The sequence below is a fragment of the Amycolatopsis sp. NPDC089917 genome, from assembly GCF_040684635.1.
GTDB lineage: Bacteria > Actinomycetota > Actinomycetes > Mycobacteriales > Pseudonocardiaceae > Amycolatopsis.
Map to the genome: position 1 here is coordinate 26,908 of NZ_JBFBGL010000043.1, position 22,030 is coordinate 48,937.

Here is a 22,030-nt window from a genome sequence, read left to right on the forward strand (position 1 = left end):
CCCCCGCCCTAGTTGTCGAAGCTGGCGAAGTACCCCGCCGCCATGTCCTCGTCGCCGTGCCCGGCTTCGGAAGCGCGGGTGAAGCGGGCCCGCCCGGCCTCGACGGCGTCCATCCGGACACCCACGCGGGCCGCGGCCGCCAGCACCAGCCGGGAGTCCTTCTCCGCGTTGTCGACCGAGAAGGCGGTGGTGTAGTCGTTCTTGAGGATCGCGGCGGATTTCGCCTGGAAGTAGCCGTTGTCCATCGGGCCGCCGGTGACGACGTCGACGAAATGCCGCGGGTCGACGCCGAGCCCCTCGGCCAGCGCCAGCGCCTCGCCGACGCCGTGGGTCAGCGCGATCACCCAGGTGTTCAGCACCAGTTTGAGCCGGCTCGCCGCGCCGGAGCGGCCGTCCTCGCCGACCCACAGGGTGCGCTTGCCGATCGCGTCGAACAGCGGCTGGACGGTCTCGCGCGCGTCCGCGGCGCCCGCGGCCAGCACGATGAGCTGGCCCTGTTCCGCGGGCTGGCGGGTGCCCTGCACCGGCGCGTCGACGAAGACGAGACCTTGCTCGTCGGCGTAGGCGATCAGGTCGTCGACGGCGTCCCCGACGGTTCTGAGCTGCACCCAGATCGTGCCGGCGGCGGGGGCGGCCGCGCGGATCGCCGCCAGCACCGCGGCGCCGTCCGTCAGGACCGTGATCACGACCGGCGCGCCCTTGGCGGCCTCGGCCGCGCTCGACGCGACCTCGACACCGTCCCCGGTGAGGGCTTCGGCCTTGGCCGCGGTGCGGTTCCAGGCCCGGACCGCGAACCCGGCCTTGCTCAGGTTGCGGGCGACCGGGGCGCCGATGATCCCGGTGCCGAGCACCGCGACGGTTTCCGTCATGACTTGCCTTCACTCCTCGTCTCGGTTGTGGAATGGTCGTTAAAGAACGAGCGCCGGAGAAAACCGGCTCTTACGCCGGGGGTGTGTTACGAAACCTGGAACATCAGAACGCCTCGATGGTGGTTTCGACGACTTGGGTGAGTGCTTGCCGGTCCGCGGTCTTGCCCAGTACCCGCAGGCCGTACATCGCGGCGAGGGTGAACCTCGCCAGCGCCCGCGGATCCCTGCCCGCGCCGATCTCGCCCGCCTGCCGGGCGGCGGCGAACTCGGCGTGGAACGCGTTCTCCACGCGTTCGAAGTTGTGGCGGACGCCGGCGGTGATCTCGTCGTCGACGCCGCCGAGTTCCAGGGCGGCGTTGACGGCCAGGCAACCGCGATGCGTGGCCGAGGCGTCCATCTCGTCGTGGACCACGTCCATCAGCACACGCCGGACCCGCTCCCGGATGGTTCCCGGGGCGACCAGCATCTCCTCCACCCGGGTGGCGGACGTTTCCTCGTAGCGGCGCAGCGACTCCTTGAACAGCTGCTGCTTGCTCGAGAACGTGTTGTACAGGCTTCCCCGTCCCAGGCCGGTGCGGTCGACCAGGTCCTGGGCCGACGTCGCCGCGTATCCCTTTTGCCAGAACGTGCCGACCGCGGCGTCGAGCACCTCGGTGGGATCGAATCCCTTCGGACGGGGCATGCCGTCCAGCATCCCACGTTCTGTAACGATCAGTCAAATACCGGTGTTCAATGCTCGGCCAACAGCGAGCCGAAGCCGCGTACGCGGTCGGTGACGCCGTTCCGGCGCAGGGCGTGCCAGTACAGGACGACGTTGTTCGAAATGACCGGTTTGCCGAGCCAGAACTCGGCGGCCGCCGCGACGCGTGCCATGGCGACGTTGGTGCCGACCTGGACGATGGCCTCGACGTCGGCGGTGTCGATCTCCTTGATCGCGTCCCTGAGTTCGGCCTCGGAGACGTGGGAGATCCGGGCCGGGCTCGGTATGCCGAGGCCGTGGAGGCTCAGCAGGTCGTAGCCGCTGTCGGCGAAGAACCGGCTCACCGCGTCGTCGCCGACCGGCAGGTACGGCGTGATGACCGCGATCCGGCGGGCGTCGTGCGCCGCGAGCGCGGCGTTGATCGCGTCCGGGCTCATCGTCACCGGCAGGCCGCCCGCGGCCTCCCGCATCGAATCGAGCACACGACCGTGCGAATCCTTTCCCTCCCAATAGCTTTCCGGTGACACGCCGACGATCACGCAGTCGGGCCCGCAGCCGGTGACACTGCGGATCGCCGGATGCGTCGACAGCCGGATGCTGTGCATGACCTGACCGAAACCGGGTTCGTCGACCATCGGATCGTCGCCGATGACCATCCGTCCGGTGTGGTTGGTGACGCCGTCGGGGCGCAGCGCGTCCAGTTCCGGCTGGGCCGAGGTGTTGGTGGACGGGACGACGACGCCGACCTTGAGGCGGGGACCGAGGGAGTCGGGCACTACTGGATCTCCTTAGCTCAGGGGGATTCGAGCCGGGCGCGGATCGCCGAAACCAGTTCGGCGACCCCGTTCTCCTTGAGGACGCTGTAGTGATCGCCTTCGAGCTCGACCACCTCCGGCGGCGTGGCCGAGTATCCGGAGCTGTTCTCGACGAACGAGTAGTCGTCGCCCGTGGCCTTGAACAGGGTCACTCGCGCCGCGATCCGCCGCCGCGCGAGTTCACGGAAGGTGTAGTCGAACTCGTAGGTCTCCTCGACGATCCGGACGACGCGCCGGATCAGCTGTTCGCCGAGGGCGGGCCGCAGCTCCGCCACGAAAGCCACGAACCCGTCTTCGTCGCGGACGGTTTCCTCGCAGGCCAGAGGTTCCGGCCCGGAGATCGACCCGAGGAAGACCGACAGAAGGATCGTCAGGTACGCCGGGTCGCGGTAGCTCGCTACCCGCTCCCCGCCGCCGACCTCGGGGTTTCCCGGGCAGATCAGCAGCAGGTCGTCCACCCGCTCACTCCGTTGTTCCAGCTGCCACGCCGTTTCGAACGCGACCCGCGCGCCGAACGAGTAACCCCACAGCGTGTACGGGCCCTCCGGCTGGACACGCAGGATCTCCTCGACGTCGGCTCTCGCCATTTCCTCGACGCTCGCGTACGGCGTTTCACCCGCGTTGATCCCGTGGGCCTGGACCCCGTAGAACGGCCGTCCCAGAGCGCTTTCCGAAGCCAGCAGCCGCAGGTTCATCGGATACCCGCCGAGTCCGGGCCAGCAGAACACCGGGTCGCCGCCACCGGTCGCCAACGGGACCAGCCGCGACGACGGCCGGGCGGAATCCTCGCCGACGCGGGCGGCCAGATCGGCCAGCTTCGGGCACTCGAAGACGACCTGCAACGGCAGCCGGGTGCCGTACTCGCGGTTGATCCGGTTCACCAGGGAGACCGCCGTCAGCGAGTTGCCGCCGGAGGCGAAGAAGTCGTCCCGCGCCGAGACGTCGTCGTACTTCAGCGCCTTGCCCCACACCCCGGCCAGCCACCGCTCGTGGCTCGTCGACGGCGCGACATACGGCGCGCCGCTCGTGGCGAGGACGGCGTCGGTCCGGGCCAGCGCGTGCGCGTCGACCTTTCCGTTGGCGGTCAACGGCAACTCGTCCAGCACCAGCACCCGGTTGGGGATCATGTAGTCGGGCAGGGTGGACGCGAGTTCGTCACGGATGAGCTCCGCCGGCCCCTTCATGTGCACGGCGTCTTCGCGCATCCCCTCGCTGCGCGTCTGCTCCCGGCTCACCTTGCCGCCGACGAAGAAGTACGACGGACCGGGCGCGATCCCCTGTCCGGCGAGGATGTCGTCGATCCGCCGGGCGGCGGGCAGCGGGTTGCCGCTCCTCGAGCTGTAGCCCGACGACATGAGGCCGAACCCCAGGCCGTTGCGCTGCAGGTGATGCAGCTTCGTGCCGAGCCCGATGTACTCCAGCCACTCGTCGGCCGTCCGGCTGACGGCGGTCACGCCGAAGGCCGCGCGTCCGTACACCTGCTGGTTGATCGCGATCACGTGTTTGGCCTCGATCAGCTTGCCGGAGACGCGCTCGAAATCCCCGTCCCGCCAGCGGTAGGTGCCAGCGGCGAGGCCTTCGACCCGGTCCGGATGGGCCTGGACGAACAGCTCGACGTCGTCCCGGCGCGGCTCGCCGTCGTTGGCGTGCAAGGAGAACGTGCCGAGGTAGTGGTCATCGGCGGCGGCACCGGCTCGGACGGCTACCGCGGGATCGAACTCCGCCGGGCTGATCGTGAGGCCGTACCGGGGCAGGTTCTCCTCGAACACGCCGACCATGTGCCCCGCCTCGAATTCGAGGACCTCGCGGATGTTGTTCTTGTAGACCGGTTCGATGACCCCGGTTCGGCCGATGAAGTGCACCGAATGCCCGGTCCCCGTGCCCGCGCCGATCAGGACCAGCGTGTGGTCGAGCGGGTGGTAGTAGTACATCCCGGCGCCGAGACCGTCGAGACCGCTGGTCTCCAGGTACAACTGCGTCGCGTACAACGCGCCGGGCGAGGCGTAGGAGTACTTCGGCAGCAGCCGCTCAGCACTGCGGAACCGGCCGAACCAGCGCAGGAGCTCACCCAGTTCGGCGAACGCGAGCTCACCGGGTTCGCGCGAGTACGTGCTGACCGGACGCGGTGCCAGGAGCGCGATGAGGTCACCGCGGCTGACGTCACCGCCCTCGTAATAGCGATATGTCTTGCGTGCGAAGACTTCCCGCCGCTGATGACCGGTTTCCCGTCCGCCCTCCAGCGCGACGACGGGGCGGCCCGCGAGATCGACGCGCACCCCCGGCTCGGACAGCTGTGCCTTGACCTGCAGCTTGCTTGCCTTCGACTGGTGGTGCCCGCCGTGGTTGCCCTGATCCATCAGCGCGGCTTCGCGCGGGTTCAGCTCCACGCACGCGACGAGCGACTTCGAGCCGGTCCGCGCGTCGTCGGTCACCACCGCGGCCGCCCGGCGCACCCAGGTGTGCTCCTCGATCGCCACCGCGATCTCGTCCAGCTCGACGCGGTAGCCGCGCAGCTTGACCTGGTTGTCGGCGCGGCCGACGAACTGGAGGGTGCCGTCCGGGTTCCAGTAGGCGAGATCCCCGGTGCGGTACAGCAGCTCGGTCGGGACGAACGGGTTCGGGACGAACTTCTCGCTCGTCTGCTCCGGCCGGTTCAGGTAGCCGCGGGCCAGCTGGACCCCGCCGATGTACAGTTCGCCCGGCTCCCCGATGTCGACCGGGGCGAGCTCGGCGTCGAGCACGAAGCACTGCGTGTTGTCGACCGGCACGCCGATCGGGACCGTCCCGGCGGTCTCGCCGATCGTGTCCGGGTCGACGACGTGGGCGGTCGCGTTGATCGTGCATTCGGTCGGCCCGTACAGGTTGACCAGCCGCGCCGACGGCAGTTCACGGGCGAGTTCCCCGGCCAGCTGACGCGAGAGCGCCTCACCGCCGGAGAACAGTTTCCGCAACGAGGCGCAGGCCCCGAAGCGTTCCGTGTCGAGCAACGCCTGCAGCAGCGTCGGAACGCACTGCAGGGTGGTGACGTCGTGCTTGATCACCGTGTCGATCAGGACCTCGGGATCGCGGAAACTCCCCGGCGCGCTCATCACCACACGGGCGCCCGCGGCGGGCGCCAGGATCTCCCATTGCGCGGCGTCGAAACTCATCGGCGTCTTCTGCAACACCGTGACGCCCGCGTCCAGGTGACCGCAAACCTGCAGCCAGCGCATCTGGGACACGACGCTGTGCTGCTCGATCATCACGCCCTTCGGCTTGCCGGTGCTGCCGGAGGTGTAGATGACGTACGCGAGCGAGTCCGGCCGAGGCCCGCACGGGACGTCGCCTGCCGGACCGTGGACGTCGGCCACGGACACGATCCAGGTCCCGGCGGGCACCAGCCCGGCCAGCCGTCCGGCGAGGTGCGGCTGGGTGACGACGACGCCGGCGCCGCTGTCTTCGAGCATGTACCGCAGCCGGTCCTCCGGATATTCCGGCGACAACGGCAGATAAGCGGCACCGGAGGCGAGAACGCCCCACGCGCCGACCAGCAAATCCGCGGAAGGCTCGACGTGCAGCCCGACGAGGTCGTCCGTGCCGATCCCCAGACCGGCGAGATGGGCGGCGAGATCCGCGCTCGCGGCTTCGAGTCCGCGAAAGGTCAATTCGCGGTCGCCGTCGACGACGGCGACCGCTTCCGGCCGGGTCCTCGCCCAGTGCCCGAGCAGATCCGGCAGGCAGGTAGTGGAACGGAAACGATGAAGCGGTGTGACGTTCGCGGCGGACGTCATGATCTTTTCCCCTGGCAAAGCCATCCCCCATTACGAATTCCGTGGACGCGCGCCGTTTCGGCGCACTGCTCGTGAACCACACAGCACAGGAGTGACCCTGACGGCCCGAGATACCGGCGGAGGCGGGAACGGCCCGAAAGTTTCCCCGACTGGAATATGCTTGACAAACGGGAGAACCGTATTCACCGGACGGAAATCGTTTCTCGTGGGACGAGAATCGAAAGGGTCTTCACCCGGCGCCCCGCAGACCATTTTCCTCTTCCCTTTGGGGCCGGGTTTCCTTCCCTGCCCGCCGTATCCGCCACACTCGAAGGCATGATTCCCACTTTCGTCTTCGTGCACGGTTCGGGAAGTTCGGCACACGCCTGGTCAGCCACCCAGCGGGAGATGGCGGCACGCGGGCACCGGACGCTCGCGCTCGATCTCCCCGGCCGGGGCGCGGGGTTCACCCAGGCCTACTACGAACAGGACCTCGAAACCTTCGCGGCCGAGCCGTCACCCGTGAGAGACGTGACCCTGGAGACTCAGACCCGGCTGGTCGTCGACGCCGTCCAGCGGATGCGTCACCACGGGCCGGTCGTCCTGGTCGCGCACAGCTTCGGCGGGCTCCCGGTCACCGCCGCCGCCAACGCGATCCCCGAACTGATCGACCGGATCGTCTACGTCGCCGCCCAGTGCCCGGTGGAACGAGCCCCTGGCGAGTACCCGGCGCTGCCCGCGTGGTCGTCCGCCGATCTCTTCACCGCGACGGCGCCGCTCATGATCGGGGACCCGGCGAGCCAGGGCTTCATCCGGATCAACTGGCGCGCCGCCGACCGCGCGCAACGGGCCGCGCTGCGGGAGGCCATCTCCGGGGAACTCACCGAGGACGAGTTCCTCCAGGTCGTCCTCACGAGCCAGCCGGACGAGGTGTTCTGGCTGACCGGACCCGAATGGGACGTGCGCGCGGACAAGGACTCCTGGGGCCGGATCCCGCGCACCTTCGTCAAACTGACCAAGGACCGCTCCATGCCGCTCGCCGTCCAGGAGCTCTACGTCGCCGAGGGCGACGCGCTCACCCCGGACAACCCGTTCGACGTCCGCGAGCTCGAAAGCAGTCACGCCGGGTTCCTCCGGAGGCCCGCTCCGCTGGCCGCGATCCTCGACGACCTCAGCGTCCGAGCAGGCGCCGGATCTCGGTGACCGCGGCGCGGCCCGCGCGGTTCGCGCCGACGGTGCTGGCGGACGGGCCGTAGCCGACCAGGTGCAGCCGCGGTTCGGCGACGACGCGGGTGCCGTCCATCCGGATCCCGCCACCGGACGACCGCAGGCGCAGCGGCGCGAGATGGTCTATGGCGGCGCGGAAACCGGTGGCCCACAGGATGATGTCGGCGGGCTCGAAGGTGCCGTCCGCCCACTGGACGCCGTCCGGGGTGAGCCGCTCGAACATCGGGTGACGGTCGAGGATGCCCGCGTCCAGCCCGGCCCGCACCTCGGGCGTCACCGCCAGATCGGTCACACTGACGACGCTCTTCGGCGGCAGGCCCTCCCGGACCCGCCGGTCGACCTTGGCGACGGCCTCGCGGCCCCAGTCCTCGCTGAACGGCGCGTCGCGCCAGACCGGCGGGCGCCGCGTCACCCAGCGCGTCGAGCGCGCGAAGGGCGCGATCTCCAGCAGCAGCTGGACGGCCGACGCGCCCCCGCCGACCACGACCACACGCTTGCCGCGGAAGTCTCCGGCGCCGGTGTAATCGGCCGTGTGCAGCTGGCGGCCGCGGAAGGTCTCCTGCCCCGGGTAGTACGGCCAGAACGGCCGGTCCCAGGTGCCGGTCGCGCTGATCACCGCGCGGGCGGCCCACGTCTCCGCCGCGCTCGCGACGACCAGCCTGTCGTCCTCGGCGCTCACCGACAGGACGTCGACGGGGCGATGGACCGGGAGGTCGTATGTGCGCTCGAAGCGGCCGAAGTACTCGGACACGACGTCGGCGGCGGGCAGTTTCGGATCCGGGGTGCCGAAGGCCATCCCGGGGAGGTCGTAGATGCCGTGGACCTTCTCCACGACCAGCGAAGGCCAGCGGTACTGCCACGCGCCCCCGGGCCGTTTGCCGTGGTCGAGCACGACGAAACCCGCCTCGTTGGCGAATCCCGCGCGGCGCAGGTGATACGCCGCCGACAGACCGGCCTGCCCCGCCCCGATCACCGCCACGTCGACTTCGTGATCCGCCTTCATACCGGGTTCAACGGCTGACGGGAGCCTCTATTTCCTTCTACGTCACTGTGTCCGCTGCGTCACAGCCCGCACGATCGCGACGACCAGGAGGATCCCGGCGAGGGCGACCAGCACCGGCGCCACCCGTTTGACCACGGATTCGCCCGCGTACTCCATCAGATCGATGGCCTCACCCTCCGCCACGGGCTTGACCGCTTTCAACGGCGGACGCTCCGCCGGCTCTTCGGGTTCCGGCTCTGCCGTGGTGGCGAGCTTCCCGGACAGGCAGTCCGCGAACGAGTCGAGGATCTTGCCGCCGACCTCGGAGATCATCCCGCGCCCGAACTGCGCCGGCTTGCCGGTGACCGCCATTTCCGTGGCGACGGCGCCGTGGGTGACGCCGTTCTTCTCGGACAGGGTGAGCGTCACCGTCGCCGACGCCGTGCCCGCTCCCCTGGCGTCCTTGCCGGAGGCCTTGATCACCACCTTCTTCGCCTCGGCGTCCTTCTCGACGAAATGGCCGGATCCCTTGTAGAGCAGGGAGATCGGCCCGAGCTTGACCTTCACCGTGCCTTTGAAGGCGTCCCCGTCGACTTCGGTGACGGTGGCGCCGGGCATGCACGGCGCCACCCGTTCCGGGTCGACGACGGCCTTCCAGACCTCCTCGACCGGGGCGGGAACGGTGAATTCGTGGTCGAGCCGCACGGGCCGACCTCCCTTCTCTCAGCTACCCGCGGCGGCGAGGACCGCCCGGCCGGTCAGCACCCGCGCGAGGTGCTGCCGGTATTCGACATCGGAGTTGCCGTCGGCCGTCGGGTTCGTGCCTTCGGCCGCGTGTTCGGCCGCTCCGCGGATCGCCTCGGCGGTGGCCGCGCAGCCGACCAGCGCCGCCTCGACCGCGGCCGCCCGCACCGGCGTCGAGCCCATGTTGGTCAGCGCGACCCGCGCCTCCTCGATGGTGCCCACCTCGGTGCGGACGCAGGCGGCGACCGCGACCATCGACCACGCCTGCGCGACCCGGTTGAACTTCTCGTAGTGGGCGCGCCAGCCGGTGTGCTTCGGCACGCGGACCTCGACCAGGAGCTCGTCCGCGGCGAGCGCGGTGGTGAACATGTCCTGGAAGAAGTCCGCCGCGGCGACCGTCCGCCGCCCGCCCGGTCCGGCGACGACGAGTTCGCAGCCGAGCGCGAGGACGGGGGCCAGCAGGTCACCGGCGGGATCGGCGTGCGCGATGGCGCCGCCGAACGTGCCGCGGTGGCGGATCTGCGGATCGGCGACCGTATCGGTGGCGGCCTTGAGCAGCGCGGCGTGCTCGGCGACCAGCGCGTCCCGCTGGACGTCGTAATGCGTGGTCATCGAGCCGATGACCAGCGCGTCGCCGTCCTCGCGGACCCCGCGCAGTTCGCCGACCTTCCCGAGGTCGACCAGCGTGGTCGGCGTGGCGAGCCGCATCCGCAGCACCGGCAGCAGGCTTTGCCCGCCGGCCAGCACCTTCGCGTCCTCACCCGCTTCGGCGAGGGCGGCGATCGCTTCGTCCACTGTGGACGGAGCGACGTAGTCGAACGGGGCCGGGATCACTGGGCACCTCCGGTGGCGTCGATCGAACCGAGACCGCCACCGGATTCGGAGCCCAGCCCGCCCGCGGCGGACGACCCGTGCCGGATGGCGTGCCAGACCCGCATCGGGGTCAACGGCATTTCGATGTCGTTCACCCCGAAGTGCCGGACGGCGTCGACCACGGCGTTGACCACCGCCGGGGTCGAGGCGATCGTGCCCGCCTCGCCGACTCCCTTGGCGCCCAAGGGGTTCGTCGTCGACGGGGTCTCGGTGCGGTCGGTGGTGAAACTGGGCAGATCCGCCGCCGACGGCAGCAGGTAGTCGGCGAACGTGCCGGTGGTCAGCGTGCCGCCTTCGTCGTGGACGGCCTCTTCGAACAACGCCTGCGCGATGCCCTGCGCGAGCCCGCCGTGCACCTGGCCCTCGACGATCAGCGGGTTGACCACCACGCCGACGTCGTCGACGCAGACGTAGGAACGCAGCTTCACGCGTCCGGTCTCGGTGTCGACCTCGGCCGCGCACAGATGGGTGCCGTGCGGGAAGGAGAAGTTCTCCGGATCGAACGTGTCCGCCGAATCCAGCGAGGGCTCGACGCCGTCCGGCAGGTTGTGCGCCGAGAACACGGCCCACGCGATGTCCTGGATGGACGTCGCGGAATCCGTGCCCTTGACCGAGAACTTGCCCGCCTCGAATTCGAGGTCGTCCTCGGCGCATTCCATCAGATGCGCCGCGATCGGCTTGGCCTTGGCGAGCACCTTGTCCGCGGCCTTGACCACCGCGATCCCGCCGACCACCAGCGACCGGGAGCCGTAGGTGTCCATGCCCTTGTGCGAGGACTGGGTGTCGCCGTGGATGACCTCGATGTCCTCGAACGGGACGCCGAGTTTGTCGGCGACGATCTGGCTCCACGCCGTCTCGTGCCCCTGGCCGTGCGCGGAGGCGCCGGTGATCACCTCGATCTTGCCGGTGGGCAGCACCCGGATCTCCGCGTGCTCCCAGCCGCCGGCCGCGTAGTCCAGCGAGCCGAGCACCCGCGACGGCGCGAGGCCGCACATCTCGGTGAACGTCGAGATGCCGATGCCGAGCTGGACCGGGTCGCCCGAATCCCGTCGTTCCTTCTGCTCGCGGCGGAGGCCGTCGTAGTCGAAGAGTTCCTTGGCCTTGTCGGTGGCGGCCTCGTAGTTGCCCGAGTCGTAGGTCAGCCCGGCCACCGTGGTGAACGGGAACTCCTCGTGCTTGATCCAGTTCTTCTCACGGACCTCCATCGGGTCCATGCCGAGTTCGACGGCGAGCTCGTCCATGATCCGCTCGATCCCGAACGTGGCCTCCGGCCGCCCGGCGCCGCGATAGGCGTCGGTGAGCGTGGTGTTGGTGAACACGTTGGTGCAGGCGAAGTGGTACGCCGGGAACTTGTAGATCGCGTTGAACATGAACGCGCCCAGGATCGGCACGCCGGGGCCGACGAGGCCGAGGTACGCGCCCATGTCGGCGAGCAGTTCGACCTTGAGGCCGGTCACCGTGCCGTCGCGGTTCGCGGTGATGGTGAGGTCCTGGATCTGGTCGCGGCCGTGATGCGCGGCGACCATCGTCTCCGAGCGGGACTCGGTCCACTTGACCGGTTTGCCGAGCCGCCGCGCGATCAGCGTCGCCATCATCTCTTCGGGCAGGACGGCGATCTTGCCGCCGAAGCCGCCGCCGACGTCCGGCGCGATCACCCGCACCTTGTGCTCGGGCAGGCCGAGCGTGGCCGCGGTCATCGTCTTGAGGATGTGCGGGACCTGCGTGGCCGACCACATGACCAGCTGGCTGCCGGTCGGGTCGACGACGCACGCCCGCGGTTCCATGAACGCCGGCACCAGCCGCTGCTGGCGGAACCGTCGTTTGAGGACGACCTCGGAGTTCGCGATCGCGTCCTCGACGTCGGATCCCGTCCCGGCTCCCGCGGAATCGAAGACCCACACGGCGTTCTCGTTGGTGCCGAGTTCCTCGTGCACCAGCGGCGCGCCCTCGGCGAGCGCGTTCTCGAGGCCGAGGACGACCGGCAGTTCGTCGTAGTCGACGTCGATCGCTTCGAGCGCGTCGTGCGCTTCGGCCGACGTCCTGGCGACGACCACCGCGACGCCTTCACCGGCGAAGTTCACCGTGTCCGAGGCGAGAATGGGACGCCTCGGCGATTTCATGTCCGGGGTGATCGGCCACGCGCACGGCATGCCGATGGCGCTTTCCGGGTCGAGGTCCTTCCCGGTGAGCACCGCGACGACACCCGGCGCGGACTTCGCCTCGGTGACGTCGATCGAGACGATCTTGGCGTGCGCGAAAGGACTGCGGAGCACCGCGAGGTGCAGCATGCCGGGCAGGCTCAGGTTGTCGGTCCAACGGGTGCGGCCGGTGATGAGGCGCTCGTCCTCCTTGCGGCGACGGGCCTTCCCGACCTCCGGTTCGATCGTGGAGGTCATCACTCACCACCCGCGCCGACACGGGAAGCGGTGTCCGAGGCGAGCCGCTCGGCTTCGGGACCGGCGCCGGGCCTCATCTGATGGGCGGCGTCGCGCACCGCGCGGACGATGTTCTGGTAACCCGTGCAGCGGCAGAGGTTTCCTTCGAGTCCTTCCCGGACCGCCTGCTCGTCCGGATCGGGATTGTCGGCGAGCAGATCGATCGACTGCATGATCATTCCGGGCGTGCAGAAACCGCACTGGAGCGCGTGGTTCTCGTGGAAGGCCTGCTGCACCGGATGCAGTTCGCCGTCGCGGGCCAGTCCCTCGATCGTGGTGACCTCGCAGCCGTCGGCCTGGACCGCGAGGACCGAGCAGGATTTCACGCTGTGCCCGTCGAGATGGACGGTGCAGGCCCCGCAGTTGCTGGTGTCGCAACCGACCACGGTGCCTACCTTCCCGACCCGTTCGCGGAGATGGTGCACGAGGAGGGTCCGGGGTTCGACGTCGTCTGTGTAGGGGGTGCCGTCGACGGTGACGGTGATGCGCATCAGGCCTCCAAAAGCAAGAGAAACCCCGCGCTGGTCCGGGGTCGTTCGGGAGCGGCCGGTCATTGCGGTTGTCACGGACCGACCCCGGAGCGACCGTGATCGGACTCACAGCCGAGCGTGCTACTTCTGATCGGCGGGGACAACCCCCGACAGGGGGTGACTCGACCGTTGGTCCGCAGATGCGTTGCGAAGGAAGGGAAAGGGGCGCAGATGCGGAAACGGGGCGAGTGTCCATTCGGTACAGGTGGTCGTGAGTGGCGATTCGGGTTCTAGCTGAACCTGTCTTATGTACCTACTGTGGATCTCATGGGATTCAGCCATCAGGTTAGTGCAGGTCAGGGCGGGCGTCAGCCGGTGTTTGATTCGTATGCGCGCCTGTCGCGGAATCAGGCGGGGAAGCTGGAGAAGTGCGAGACCCAGCACGCCGACAACCGGGATGTGATCGCCCGGTTGGGCGGCGTGCTGGGTGAGGAGATCTCGGACCCGAAGCTGTCCGCGTGGAACCCGAAGGTGCATCGTCCGGGCTGGGAACGGATCATGAAGCGGGTCGCGGCGCGGGCTTCGGATGGGGTGGTGTTGTGGAACACCGACCGTGGTTGGAGGCGGTCGCTGGATCTTGAGGACCTGTTCCAGTTGATCGAGGGCACGGGCTATGACTCGTACACGGTGGCGTCCTCACACGGCCGCTACGACCTCACCGACTACAACGACCGGTATCAGCTACGGCAGGAGGTCGCGCACAATCAGCGCAACTCCGATGAGGCGTCTCAGCGGATCTCGCGGCGGTTCGAGGTGCTGCGCAAGCGCGGTGTGCCGCATCACCAGGGCCGCCGCTTCGGGTTCCCTGGTCTGGATCGGACCGTGCCACGTGAGGAGTGGTTGGACGCGGAGGGGAAGGACACCCGTAAGCCGGTTCCGGCGGAGTTGGTGGAGCGGGAACGCAGGGCGTTGCGCGAGGCCACGGATGCGGTGTTGGCGGGGGTGTTCCAGTCCACGATCGCGGAGGAGTGGAACGCGGAGGGATTGCGCACGATCACGGGTAAGACGTGGCTGCCGCGTCAGGTCGGGGAGGTACTGTTGCGGCCGATCAACGCTGGTCTGATCGAGCATGACGGCGTGGTGGTGGGCACGGTGCCGGGTGAGCCGATCGTGAAGCCGGAGACGTTCGCCAAGCTGCGCGCGTTGTGTGCGGGGCGGACGCAAGGGCAGAACCCGAGCGGGGTGTATGTGGGGTCGGGGATCTTGCGGTGCCCGTTGTGCGGGCGGGGTGTGAGCGGGCGTCCGCATTCGGGGACCTATCCGGATGGTGAGCGGCGGCGGCAGTACGGGTGCTCGAAGAGTTCGGGCGGGTGCGGCAAGGTCGGCGCCGATATGCGGCGGGTGGATCGTGAGTTGCGCGGGCTGGTGATTTCGCGTCTGTCGGACGCCAAGCACGCGGCGGCGATCCGGGCCGCGCGTGCGCGTGTCTCGGAACGGCTGGCGGAGATCCATACCGAACTTGGCGAGTGTGAGCGCTTATTGAAGTCGATCGCGGCGAAACTCGGGGCGGGGAAGATGACCGAGGACACTTACGACGCGGCCAATGAACCGCTCATGGCCACACACGCACGGTTGGAAGCCGAGCGGGACGACTTGACCGGCGGGAACCCGGACGGCCCTACCGAAGCGATGAGCAGTGAGGACGCGGCGGCGCAGTGGGACGCGGCCGAGTTCGACGAACGCCGCGCGATGCTCACCGACGCACTCAGCGGCGACACCCTCTATTTGGACCCTGCCGCCAAGAACGGGAAACGCCAGTTCGACCCCAAACGGGTCCGCATCGAACCCCGGATGCCGAAGCGCCGCAAAGGTGCGGCCTGATAGAGCAACGACCGAGGCCACACCCGTCCCGGAACAGGGGTGGGTGTGGCCTCGGTTGTTGGTGTGTCTGGCCACGCGCACGTCACTCCTTTTTGGCGTTGCGTCGGCGTTTGTCGATGCGGTTAAGGATCACCGCGAGTGACAGTATTCGTTCCTCGGTCAGTGGCGGGAGGTCTGCGACCTTCACCGCCCACCGATCGACTGCTTCGGCGTCGAGCCGGGCCTGTTCTTCGGCGTAGGTTTCCTTCCTGCGCGTGGTTGCTGGTCGTGCCTTGCGATCGGTCAGGGTGTCGTCTCACCTCCTCTCGGTCGGGGCCGTGCCCGGTAGAGCCGGGCGGCGGCGGGTGTTGGTGTGTCGGTGGAAATTCCCGGCGCAGTGCCGGAAACGGGTGTGTCGCGCGCACGAGGGTCTACCTGCCTACCGTGCTGGTCAGGACCGGTTTTGCGGGGTCTACCGAGGCCCTACCGGCCTCTACCCGGTAGCGACCCGGTAGAGCCCGCACGGTGCGATCAGGTGCGGCCCCGGTAGGTGTCCCAGGCGTGGCGGACGGCGCGGAGGTCGTAGCCGTTGCGGTTACGGCCCTCGCGTTTGATCTGCCCCGGGGACACCCCGAGCGGGCGGAGCAGGGCGGCGAGATCTTCGGCGTCCCAGCCGGTGTAGCGGTCGTCCATCGTGGACAGCCGCGACAGGATCTCTTCCGTCCACAACCGGTCTTGTCCGTCACACGCGGCGAACAGATCGACGATCCCGGCCCGGTCGATTCCGTCACCGGGCGTGCCCGCCGTATCGGCGGCGGCGCGGCGTCGTGCGCGGGCGGCGTCCCAGGATTCGGTGTCGATACGGGGCAGTCCTTGCGCGGCGCGGTGGCTGCCCATCTCGCGGGCACGCTCGGCGGGCACGGGCCGGAACTTCACCACCACGGGTTCGCGTGATCCGGCGGCGTAGACGTACGCCTTGCCCGCGTCCTCTCCGGACTCACCGGTGGCGGGGTTGAGGCGGTCGGGCCGCCATCCTTCCGCGATCATGTTCGGCCCGAGCACCAACCGCACATCGGCGTGACGGCACGGCATCAGGATCTTGCACGCCACCGAATCCGCGATCGCCGCGCCCAGCACGTCCGAGGTCGCGTCCGCCGACGCGAGCACGAGCGTCACGCGTGCCTTGCGCCCGAGCCGCAGCAGCGACACGGCCAGTTCCTTCGCTTTCGCCGTGAGGTGCGGGTATTCGTCCACGAACACGACAACGCCCGGACGCCCGGGGGAGACGTCCCACGCGTCGCCCATTCCGAACTGTGTGAGCATTTTCGGGCGTGCTTCGGCCAGCGCGACGGCGTCGGCTAGCGCGTCCTCGATCCCGGCGTGATCGCGTTCGCGGCGGGCGACGCCGTCGCCGAGTGCTTCCAGCCCGTTCCCGGACGGGTCCAGATCCCACACCAGCCCGTCCGCGCACGCCGACACGGCGTCGGCCAGTGCCCGCAGGGTTTGTGACTTCCCGGAGCCGGGGTTGCCGATCACCACGATGTGCGTGCCGAGGAAGGTCAGCGCGAGGTCGGTCCCGTCCATGCGGCGCGCCACGATCTGGGAGTCGGCCAGCGACCCTGACAGCGGAGCACGGGACGGCGCGGGCAGCAGTGAGCCGAACGGATCACGTTCGGCCAACCTGAGCACCACCCGCGCCCGCCGCGCGCGGTCCGGGGCGGCCAGCAGGCCACCCGAGGGGAGATCGAGGGTGGTTTCCAGTTCGCCGAGTTTCGCCACCACCGCCGCCGGGGTGCCCCGGCGGAGGATGACCGGGACTTCCCAGCCCCAGGGTTGCCGTTTCGCGTCGCCTGCCATCCGCAGGTCTATGCCTTCCGCGCGCACGGCGCGGGCGACACAGTCGGCGGCTTCGGCGCGGGTGTGCGCGTCAGCGATCGGATACGGCTCCCCGTCGGCTTTCTCTTCCTCCTCGGGAGTGGGCTTTTCTTTGGGGCCACGGAGTTTCCGGCCGATCAGCGCGGTCACTCCGATGTAGACACCACCGAGAATCCAGTACACGACCGGGCCGTGAGCATCGGCCAGCAGCGCCACCGTGATCAGGGTGGCGATCGTGATCACCACGGTGACCGCGAGGCGGGTCCAGAACGTGTCCCGCCACTTCTTGCGCAACCGGGCCTCCACCCGCGCCCGTGCCTCGTCCTGAGCGAGCGCGACGAGCCCGGCGTAGTCGGTGTACCCGGAGATGTGCCGTGCCAGCTTGGACACCAGCCACACCGTCGCCACGCAGGAGTGCAGCAGCAGCCACCACACCACGCGCGGGGTCCGCGTCACCACCAGCACCACCGACCGCCACACCAAGCGCAGCGCGAGGCGCGGGGCGGTGTGGATCAGCCATCCCCGGGCGTCCAGCAGCAGAGGCCGCAGCCACCGCCACAGCGCCCGCAGCAGCCACCACCCGGCCCGGCCCGCAGCGCGGGACGCCGCGACAACGATCCGGCCCGACAGTGCCGCCAGGGTGCGCAGCACGCGCCCGAGCACGGGCCAGACTCCCCAGCCCGCCACGATCCGCGCCATCCGGGCCAGCCACGCCGCAGCGCGCCCGGTCCGGTAGATCGCGTAGGCCAGCCACGGGAAGAAGGCCACCTGCCGCGCCACCCACCCGGAGACCGGCCGAGCAACCTTCTCAGCCAGCCACCCGCAGGCCGCCCGCAGCACCGCCACCAGCCAATGCCGTGCCGCCGCCGCACACGTGGACGCCTGTGTCAGGAGGTTGTTCAAAGGGCATCACCGCCCCGGACTCCGGCGCGCAGATCCCGTGCCCCGCAGGTGAGCACCGCCGCGACGATCGCGACCACATCGGCGGACAGGTCCGCGTCGTCGGCCGTGTCGGCGTCGGGGCGAGAGTCGGCGGCAATCCGCCACGCGGGCGGGGCGGGGGTGGTGCCGTTCGGGCCGGAGATCCCGGCCCGTTCACATTCGGCCACATAGGTGGCGGCGATCTCCGCCACGGTGGTGGCCTCCGCCGCGATCTGCCGGAACAGCCACGCCCCACCCGGGGCGTCACCCCCGGCCGCGACGAACGCGGGCAACTCTTCACCGAGCCACCCCAGGTGGAACAGTTTCGCCTGGAGAGTTTCCCAGGTCACGAGCGTATTCATAGTGGGTAGAACCTTTCGTCGTGGTGCGGGCCGGTTGCCCGCACTACCGTGGTAACGAACAACCTATCGAATAGGTTGCCGACGAGACGGTACGCTACCCGAATGGCGTACGCAACACCTCGCACACATCCGATTGCCAAGATGTGGACAACCTGTGCGATAGGTGCGACACTGGCGACACGGGCAACGCCCAGCGACGCAGGCCAACCACCGGACAACGACCACTGACGAACAGGCCCCGCAGGTCGCGGAGAAGACGACGAGACCCAAGGTGAGATGCCATGGCCAAGACAGCCACCGCGAAAGACAAGACCAACCACGCAGCCCAAGCCCTGCGCGACCAGATCGCAGACGGCACCCTCGGCGCGGGTGACTGGCTGCCCTCGGAAAGCCAGCTGATCGCCGAATACGGCATCTCCCGCTACGCCGCCCGCCAAGCCGTCGCGCGGCTGGTCGCCGAAGGGCTGGTGACCTCGGTGGACGGGAAAGGCACCTATGTGCGGCCCCGTCGTGAACGCGCCCGCCACGCCGACACCCGCACCCTCACCCGCAGCCCCGGCGGGTTCGCCGACGCCGACACCGACACGTGGGACCAGGTCGAGGACCCCGCCACGTACCGCACCACCGCGACCGAAGATCTCGCGCTTGCCCTCGGTGTCCCGGAACACACGCCGGTGTTCGTCACCGACCGACTGTTGTCGCGGGGAGAGCGGCGGATGGTGCAGCGGCTCTGTGTGCCGTTCCCGACCGTGACCCAGGTCCCCGCGCTGGAAACCGACCCGTTCCGCACCCCCGGCGACACCTATACCGAACTCGCCGCCGCAGGACTCGACCTCACCTGGTCCGAAAGCGTGCAAGCCGTCATCGCGTCACCGGACGACGCGGCCAGCCTGCACAGCGCCCCCGGGACCCCGGTCCTGATCACCCGCCGCACCGCCACCGATCCCACCGGCCGTGTCCTGGTGATGGAGGAAACCCGCCGCAGCGCGGACGGAACCCAGATCACTTACCGGATTACCCCCGTCTGAACGACCCCGGATATCGGCGGCGACCTGCCGGAATACCTGGTCGTCAGGCCATTCCGCGGGAAGGCGTACGGACGGCCGCGGGGCCGCCGCCGGCCAGGCCCGGAGGGCCTGTGGCCGGCGGCGGCCCCGCTCGTTTTCAGGCCGCTCTCTCCCAGTCTGGTGGCGGTGTCCCCGACGCGATCAGGGCGTCGATCCGCCGCACCGCACCCGGGGACAGCGTCAGCACCGCCACCGGCGTGCCGTCCTCGGTCAGCGAGGGCACCACCAGCACCGCCGGATCGGTCAGCCCCGCCCGGTCCATCGCCCGCCGCAGCGCGTCGGCCATCACGACCGCTTCCCGGTACGCCGTCACCAGCGCGGGGACCTCCGCCACTGTGGTGGCCGCAATCGTGATCTGTCCATCCCAGCCGCTCCCCTCATCACCGGACGCGGGAAGGCCGTGACCGTCGTCGGTCGTGTTGTCAGCGTCGTTCATGACGTGTGTTCCCTTCCGGCGCGCGTCCGCGTGCCTGACGAAGGGCGTCCCGCACCCCGGCCGGTGATCCATCCCCAGCGCAGTACGAAACACCCCGATACTCTCGGTATCGGGGTTGCTCCGGCTTCCCCAGCCGGGCCACCCGCGCATCTTTGCCGGATTACGGGTGGCCCGGCCTTCCATCACCCCTAGCTCCCCCGGAACAGGCGGGCGTGCCCTCCCGCCCGCTCCAGGGCTCACCGCGCGCTTGCAGTCACGCGGCAAGATCGTGGGTTCTTACGTCGAGTCCTCCGCCTCGGTCATTTCTTTGTGTCGTGCGTGTCGTCTTATCGGGGCAGGAGGAGCCGGTGCCGTGTCTTGGCGGCCATCTCCGAGGGGATCGGTCGCCCGGTGAACCGATGCCGCAGCATCGCCTGCACCGATTCCTCCACCTGCGCGGCGGACGGCTTTCTGCGTGGGTTCATCACCACTGTCAAGTCATGACGCGCGATGGTGAGGAACGAGACCGGAACACCCTCGGTCTCACACGCCGCCCGCACGATCGCCACCCACATCCCCGGGTCCGTTCCGGTGCGGCCCCACTGGTGGTCGAAGACCATCCAGTGACCCAGCAGGAGTTTCGCGACCACGTCTTTGGCCGACCCGGCCATATAGGGATTCACGCTCATACCGGCTCCACTTCTGGGGCCTCCGCGCGCTGGTTTCCCGCCAGGTCGCCGATCGCGCGCATCATGAACGAAACGGCATCCTGCCCCAGCGCGTCAGCGAGACGGATCGACAACTCCACCGAGGTCAACGGCCGGTACCCCATCTCTATGTAGGTCAGGTGCGACGCCGAGAGGTCCGCCCGCTTCGCAAGCCCCTCGATCGACATGTTCCGCACCACCCGCGAATACCGAATCCAGCCACCGATCCGCGACGTGTCCGGACAGGGCCGCCGGTTCGAGTTGAGATTCCACGACAGTCGTTCCGCCTCCCGCGCCACTTCACTAGCGGCCATCCCAGCCCCCCTTCTTGCCCCGGTAATCGCCGACCAGGACTATCAGCAGATCCTTGACGTCGATCTGAAATCCCTGCCCCAGCCGCATCGCCGTCACCAGCGACACCACCGGATGGCGCTCGCGCTCGATCCGGTTAATCGCTGAGACCGACACACCAGTCCGTGCCGCCAGGACTTTCTGCGTCCACCCGCGCTTCTCCCGCTCCAGCCGCACAAACTCCGGAACATCCATCTCCCGCAGGTCCCCGTCCCGCCGCCACACCGTTTTTGAAGCTCTCATCACGCCCCACCCACCGGCACCGGCTCCGGGCACACCATCGCGACGTCGTCAGCATCAGTGACCAGCGTCAGCCGCAGCACGTACCCCAGCGCCCCCGCATACGCCGCCAGGTGCCGCAGCAGGGAGTGCGAGAAGTAGCCCGTATTGGTTTCCAGCCGCGACACCACCGCCTGCGACAACCCCGACTCCGCGCACACCTCTTCCTGCGAGACTTCCCGCTCCAGCCGGTCGGTGTGCAGCCACACCACCACCTCCGACACCGCAGCGGCGGCCACATCACCCCGCCCACCCGCGCCACCCTCAGGCTCCGCGACCAGCACCAACCGCAGCGCGTACCCCAGCGCCGCCGCATACTCCGCCAGATTCATCACCAGCCGATGCGAGTAATAGCCCACATCCGTCTCCACCCGCCTCACCGTCAACAACGGCAACCCCGACCTCATCGCGACCGACGCTTGCCCAACCTCGCGCGCCACCCGCGCCGACCGCAGCTCCTCCACCACGTTCGCCACCTCGGTCACCACAGCCCAACGCGGCCGCACCGCCCCCGTCACCACTGCTCACCGCCCGCAGAATGGACACGGCGAGACCGGACGGCGGACACACCGCACACCCCCCGGCCCCGCCGCGAGAACACGCCCGCCCACCGCCCGCCCCTCCGGCGATGACGCGGCCCCACCCCCATCCGCTCCTCCGCCGACCGCAACGACCGACGCGCCCTCGTGAACAACACACACGCCCCACACACAGGACCCGGGTCACACGTCATCGGAGCCGAGAAGAACCGGATACCACACAACCCCACGTAGCTGCCCCCGTCGGCCATCCCCGCCACCATGGCCGCATCCGTCACCGCGTGATCCGTCAACCCTTCGGCCGACGTCACCCACGTCAAGTGATCACCCACCGCCATAGTCATGGGGCCTCATTCCCTTCGCCTCGGTAGTGCCGTGATCAAAGGTCCCCCGAAAAGGCGAAGATCCCCATCGAGCGCATACATATCGCGTCACGCCACATGCATGGCACGCATATCCGCAGGTGAGCGCGCCCCGTTTGACCTATACTGGAGCGCTCAGCAATCCGAGGAGCGCCCACATGACCCGCCCGAGGGAAGTCCGAGCCTGTGTCGGCTGCGGTGCAAGACTTGCGTCTGACAACCGCGCCGACCGGTGCCGACCTTGCGCGCGTAAGGTGCTCGACGCGCCAGACCTAGCACCCCTTCAAGCAGGCGATTTTTGGAACGCGTCCGCGCTAGCTGAGGCATTCCGGAACAAGCACATGGGCCAGGTCTTCCGTGCTTATCGGAAAGCTCACGATCCAGAGGTCAGGCAAGCAGATCTCGCGCGGTGGCTTGGACTCACCCAG

At 69.1% G+C, this 22,030-nt stretch carries 19 protein-coding genes; 3 read left to right on the forward strand and 16 right to left on the reverse strand.

Annotated features, from left to right (window positions below):
- Window positions 1-8: 8 nt before the first annotated feature.
- The 4 genes from AB0N89_RS27710 to AB0N89_RS27725 all read right to left on the reverse strand — a co-directional run bounded on the left by AB0N89_RS27710 (window position 9) and on the right by AB0N89_RS27725 (window position 6,154).
- Complete coding sequence (locus tag AB0N89_RS27710; protein ID WP_364209931.1) at window positions 9-869, reverse strand: NAD(P)-dependent oxidoreductase; 861 nt, start codon at window positions 867-869, stop codon at window positions 9-11.
- Window positions 870-972: 103 nt separating this feature from the next.
- On the reverse strand, window positions 973-1,551 hold the full coding sequence (locus AB0N89_RS27715; RefSeq protein WP_364209934.1) for a TetR/AcrR family transcriptional regulator: 579 nt from the start codon (window positions 1,549-1,551) through the stop codon (window positions 973-975).
- 47 nt (window positions 1,552-1,598) lie between these two features.
- On the reverse strand, window positions 1,599-2,345 hold the full coding sequence (locus AB0N89_RS27720) for an arylmalonate decarboxylase (protein WP_364209937.1): 747 nt from the start codon (window positions 2,343-2,345) through the stop codon (window positions 1,599-1,601).
- A gap of 17 nt (window positions 2,346-2,362) precedes the next feature.
- On the reverse strand, window positions 2,363-6,154 hold the full coding sequence (locus AB0N89_RS27725; protein WP_364209940.1) for an amino acid adenylation domain-containing protein: 3,792 nt from the start codon (window positions 6,152-6,154) through the stop codon (window positions 2,363-2,365).
- 315 nt (window positions 6,155-6,469) lie between these two features.
- Between AB0N89_RS27725 and AB0N89_RS27730 the strand changes: the two genes are divergently transcribed.
- Entirely contained in the window at window positions 6,470-7,336 is an 867-nt protein-coding gene (locus AB0N89_RS27730; protein WP_364209943.1) for an alpha/beta fold hydrolase, read from the forward strand.
- Here AB0N89_RS27730 and AB0N89_RS27735 read toward each other — a convergent pair.
- The 5 genes from AB0N89_RS27735 to AB0N89_RS27755 are packed head-to-tail and all read right to left on the reverse strand — an operon-like array spanning window position 7,305 to window position 12,885.
- The gene (locus AB0N89_RS27735; protein ID WP_364209946.1) at window positions 7,305-8,363 is read right to left on the reverse strand and encodes an NAD(P)-binding domain-containing protein; all 1,059 of its coding nucleotides are present in this window, start codon (window positions 8,361-8,363) and stop codon (window positions 7,305-7,307) included. The genes AB0N89_RS27730 and AB0N89_RS27735 overlap by 32 nt on opposite strands.
- Before the next feature lie 42 nt (window positions 8,364-8,405).
- Window positions 8,406-9,047 carry an SRPBCC family protein gene (locus tag AB0N89_RS27740; protein WP_364209949.1) on the reverse strand — a complete coding sequence of 214 codons (642 nt, stop codon included), beginning with the start codon at window positions 9,045-9,047 and terminating at the stop codon, window positions 8,406-8,408.
- 18 nt (window positions 9,048-9,065) lie between these two features.
- Window positions 9,066-9,920, reverse strand: coding sequence for a xanthine dehydrogenase family protein subunit M (locus AB0N89_RS27745; RefSeq protein WP_364209951.1), 855 nt, complete (start codon window positions 9,918-9,920; stop codon window positions 9,066-9,068).
- On the reverse strand, window positions 9,917-12,355 hold the full coding sequence (locus tag AB0N89_RS27750) for a molybdopterin cofactor-binding domain-containing protein (RefSeq protein ID WP_364209953.1): 2,439 nt from the start codon (window positions 12,353-12,355) through the stop codon (window positions 9,917-9,919). The genes AB0N89_RS27745 and AB0N89_RS27750 overlap by 4 nt, the downstream gene beginning before the upstream one ends.
- The gene (locus tag AB0N89_RS27755; protein ID WP_364209955.1) at window positions 12,355-12,885 is read right to left on the reverse strand and encodes a (2Fe-2S)-binding protein; all 531 of its coding nucleotides are present in this window, start codon (window positions 12,883-12,885) and stop codon (window positions 12,355-12,357) included. The genes AB0N89_RS27750 and AB0N89_RS27755 overlap by 1 nt, the downstream gene beginning before the upstream one ends.
- 306 nt (window positions 12,886-13,191) lie before the next feature.
- Here AB0N89_RS27755 and AB0N89_RS27760 point away from each other — a divergent pair, with 306 nt between their 5' ends.
- Window positions 13,192-14,745, forward strand: a complete 1,554-nt coding sequence (locus AB0N89_RS27760) for a recombinase family protein (RefSeq protein ID WP_364209957.1) — start codon at window positions 13,192-13,194, stop codon at window positions 14,743-14,745.
- 510 nt (window positions 14,746-15,255) lie between these two features.
- Here AB0N89_RS27760 and AB0N89_RS27765 read toward each other — a convergent pair.
- Entirely contained in the window at window positions 15,256-17,502 is a 2,247-nt protein-coding gene (locus AB0N89_RS27765) for a hypothetical protein (RefSeq protein WP_364209960.1), read from the reverse strand.
- Window positions 17,499-17,870 carry a hypothetical protein gene (locus tag AB0N89_RS27770; protein WP_364209963.1) on the reverse strand — a complete coding sequence of 124 codons (372 nt, stop codon included), beginning with the start codon at window positions 17,868-17,870 and terminating at the stop codon, window positions 17,499-17,501. Before AB0N89_RS27770 ends, AB0N89_RS27765 begins: the two co-directional genes overlap by 4 nt.
- Window positions 17,871-18,163: 293 nt before the next feature.
- Here AB0N89_RS27770 and AB0N89_RS27775 point away from each other — a divergent pair, with 293 nt between their 5' ends.
- On the forward strand, window positions 18,164-18,910 hold the full coding sequence (locus tag AB0N89_RS27775; protein ID WP_364209966.1) for a GntR family transcriptional regulator: 747 nt from the start codon (window positions 18,164-18,166) through the stop codon (window positions 18,908-18,910).
- Between the two features lie 136 nt (window positions 18,911-19,046).
- On the opposite strand, the gene AB0N89_RS27780 is transcribed toward AB0N89_RS27775, so the two are convergent.
- From AB0N89_RS27780 to AB0N89_RS27800, 5 genes are all read right to left on the reverse strand, one after another.
- Window positions 19,047-19,385 (reverse strand): hypothetical protein, encoded by a 339-nt coding sequence (locus tag AB0N89_RS27780; protein WP_364209969.1) that lies wholly within the window; start codon window positions 19,383-19,385, stop codon window positions 19,047-19,049.
- 326 nt (window positions 19,386-19,711) lie between these two features.
- Complete coding sequence (locus tag AB0N89_RS27785) at window positions 19,712-20,053, reverse strand: hypothetical protein (RefSeq protein ID WP_364209972.1); 342 nt, start codon at window positions 20,051-20,053, stop codon at window positions 19,712-19,714.
- Window positions 20,050-20,385, reverse strand: coding sequence for a helix-turn-helix transcriptional regulator (locus tag AB0N89_RS27790; RefSeq protein WP_364209975.1), 336 nt, complete (start codon window positions 20,383-20,385; stop codon window positions 20,050-20,052). The genes AB0N89_RS27785 and AB0N89_RS27790 overlap by 4 nt, the downstream gene beginning before the upstream one ends.
- The gene (locus tag AB0N89_RS27795) at window positions 20,375-20,617 is read right to left on the reverse strand and encodes a helix-turn-helix transcriptional regulator (protein WP_364209978.1); all 243 of its coding nucleotides are present in this window, start codon (window positions 20,615-20,617) and stop codon (window positions 20,375-20,377) included. Before AB0N89_RS27795 ends, AB0N89_RS27790 begins: the two co-directional genes overlap by 11 nt.
- Window positions 20,618-20,664: 47 nt before the next feature.
- Entirely contained in the window at window positions 20,665-21,177 is a 513-nt protein-coding gene (locus AB0N89_RS27800) for a helix-turn-helix transcriptional regulator (RefSeq protein WP_364209981.1), read from the reverse strand.
- Window positions 21,178-22,030 lie beyond the last annotated feature (853 nt).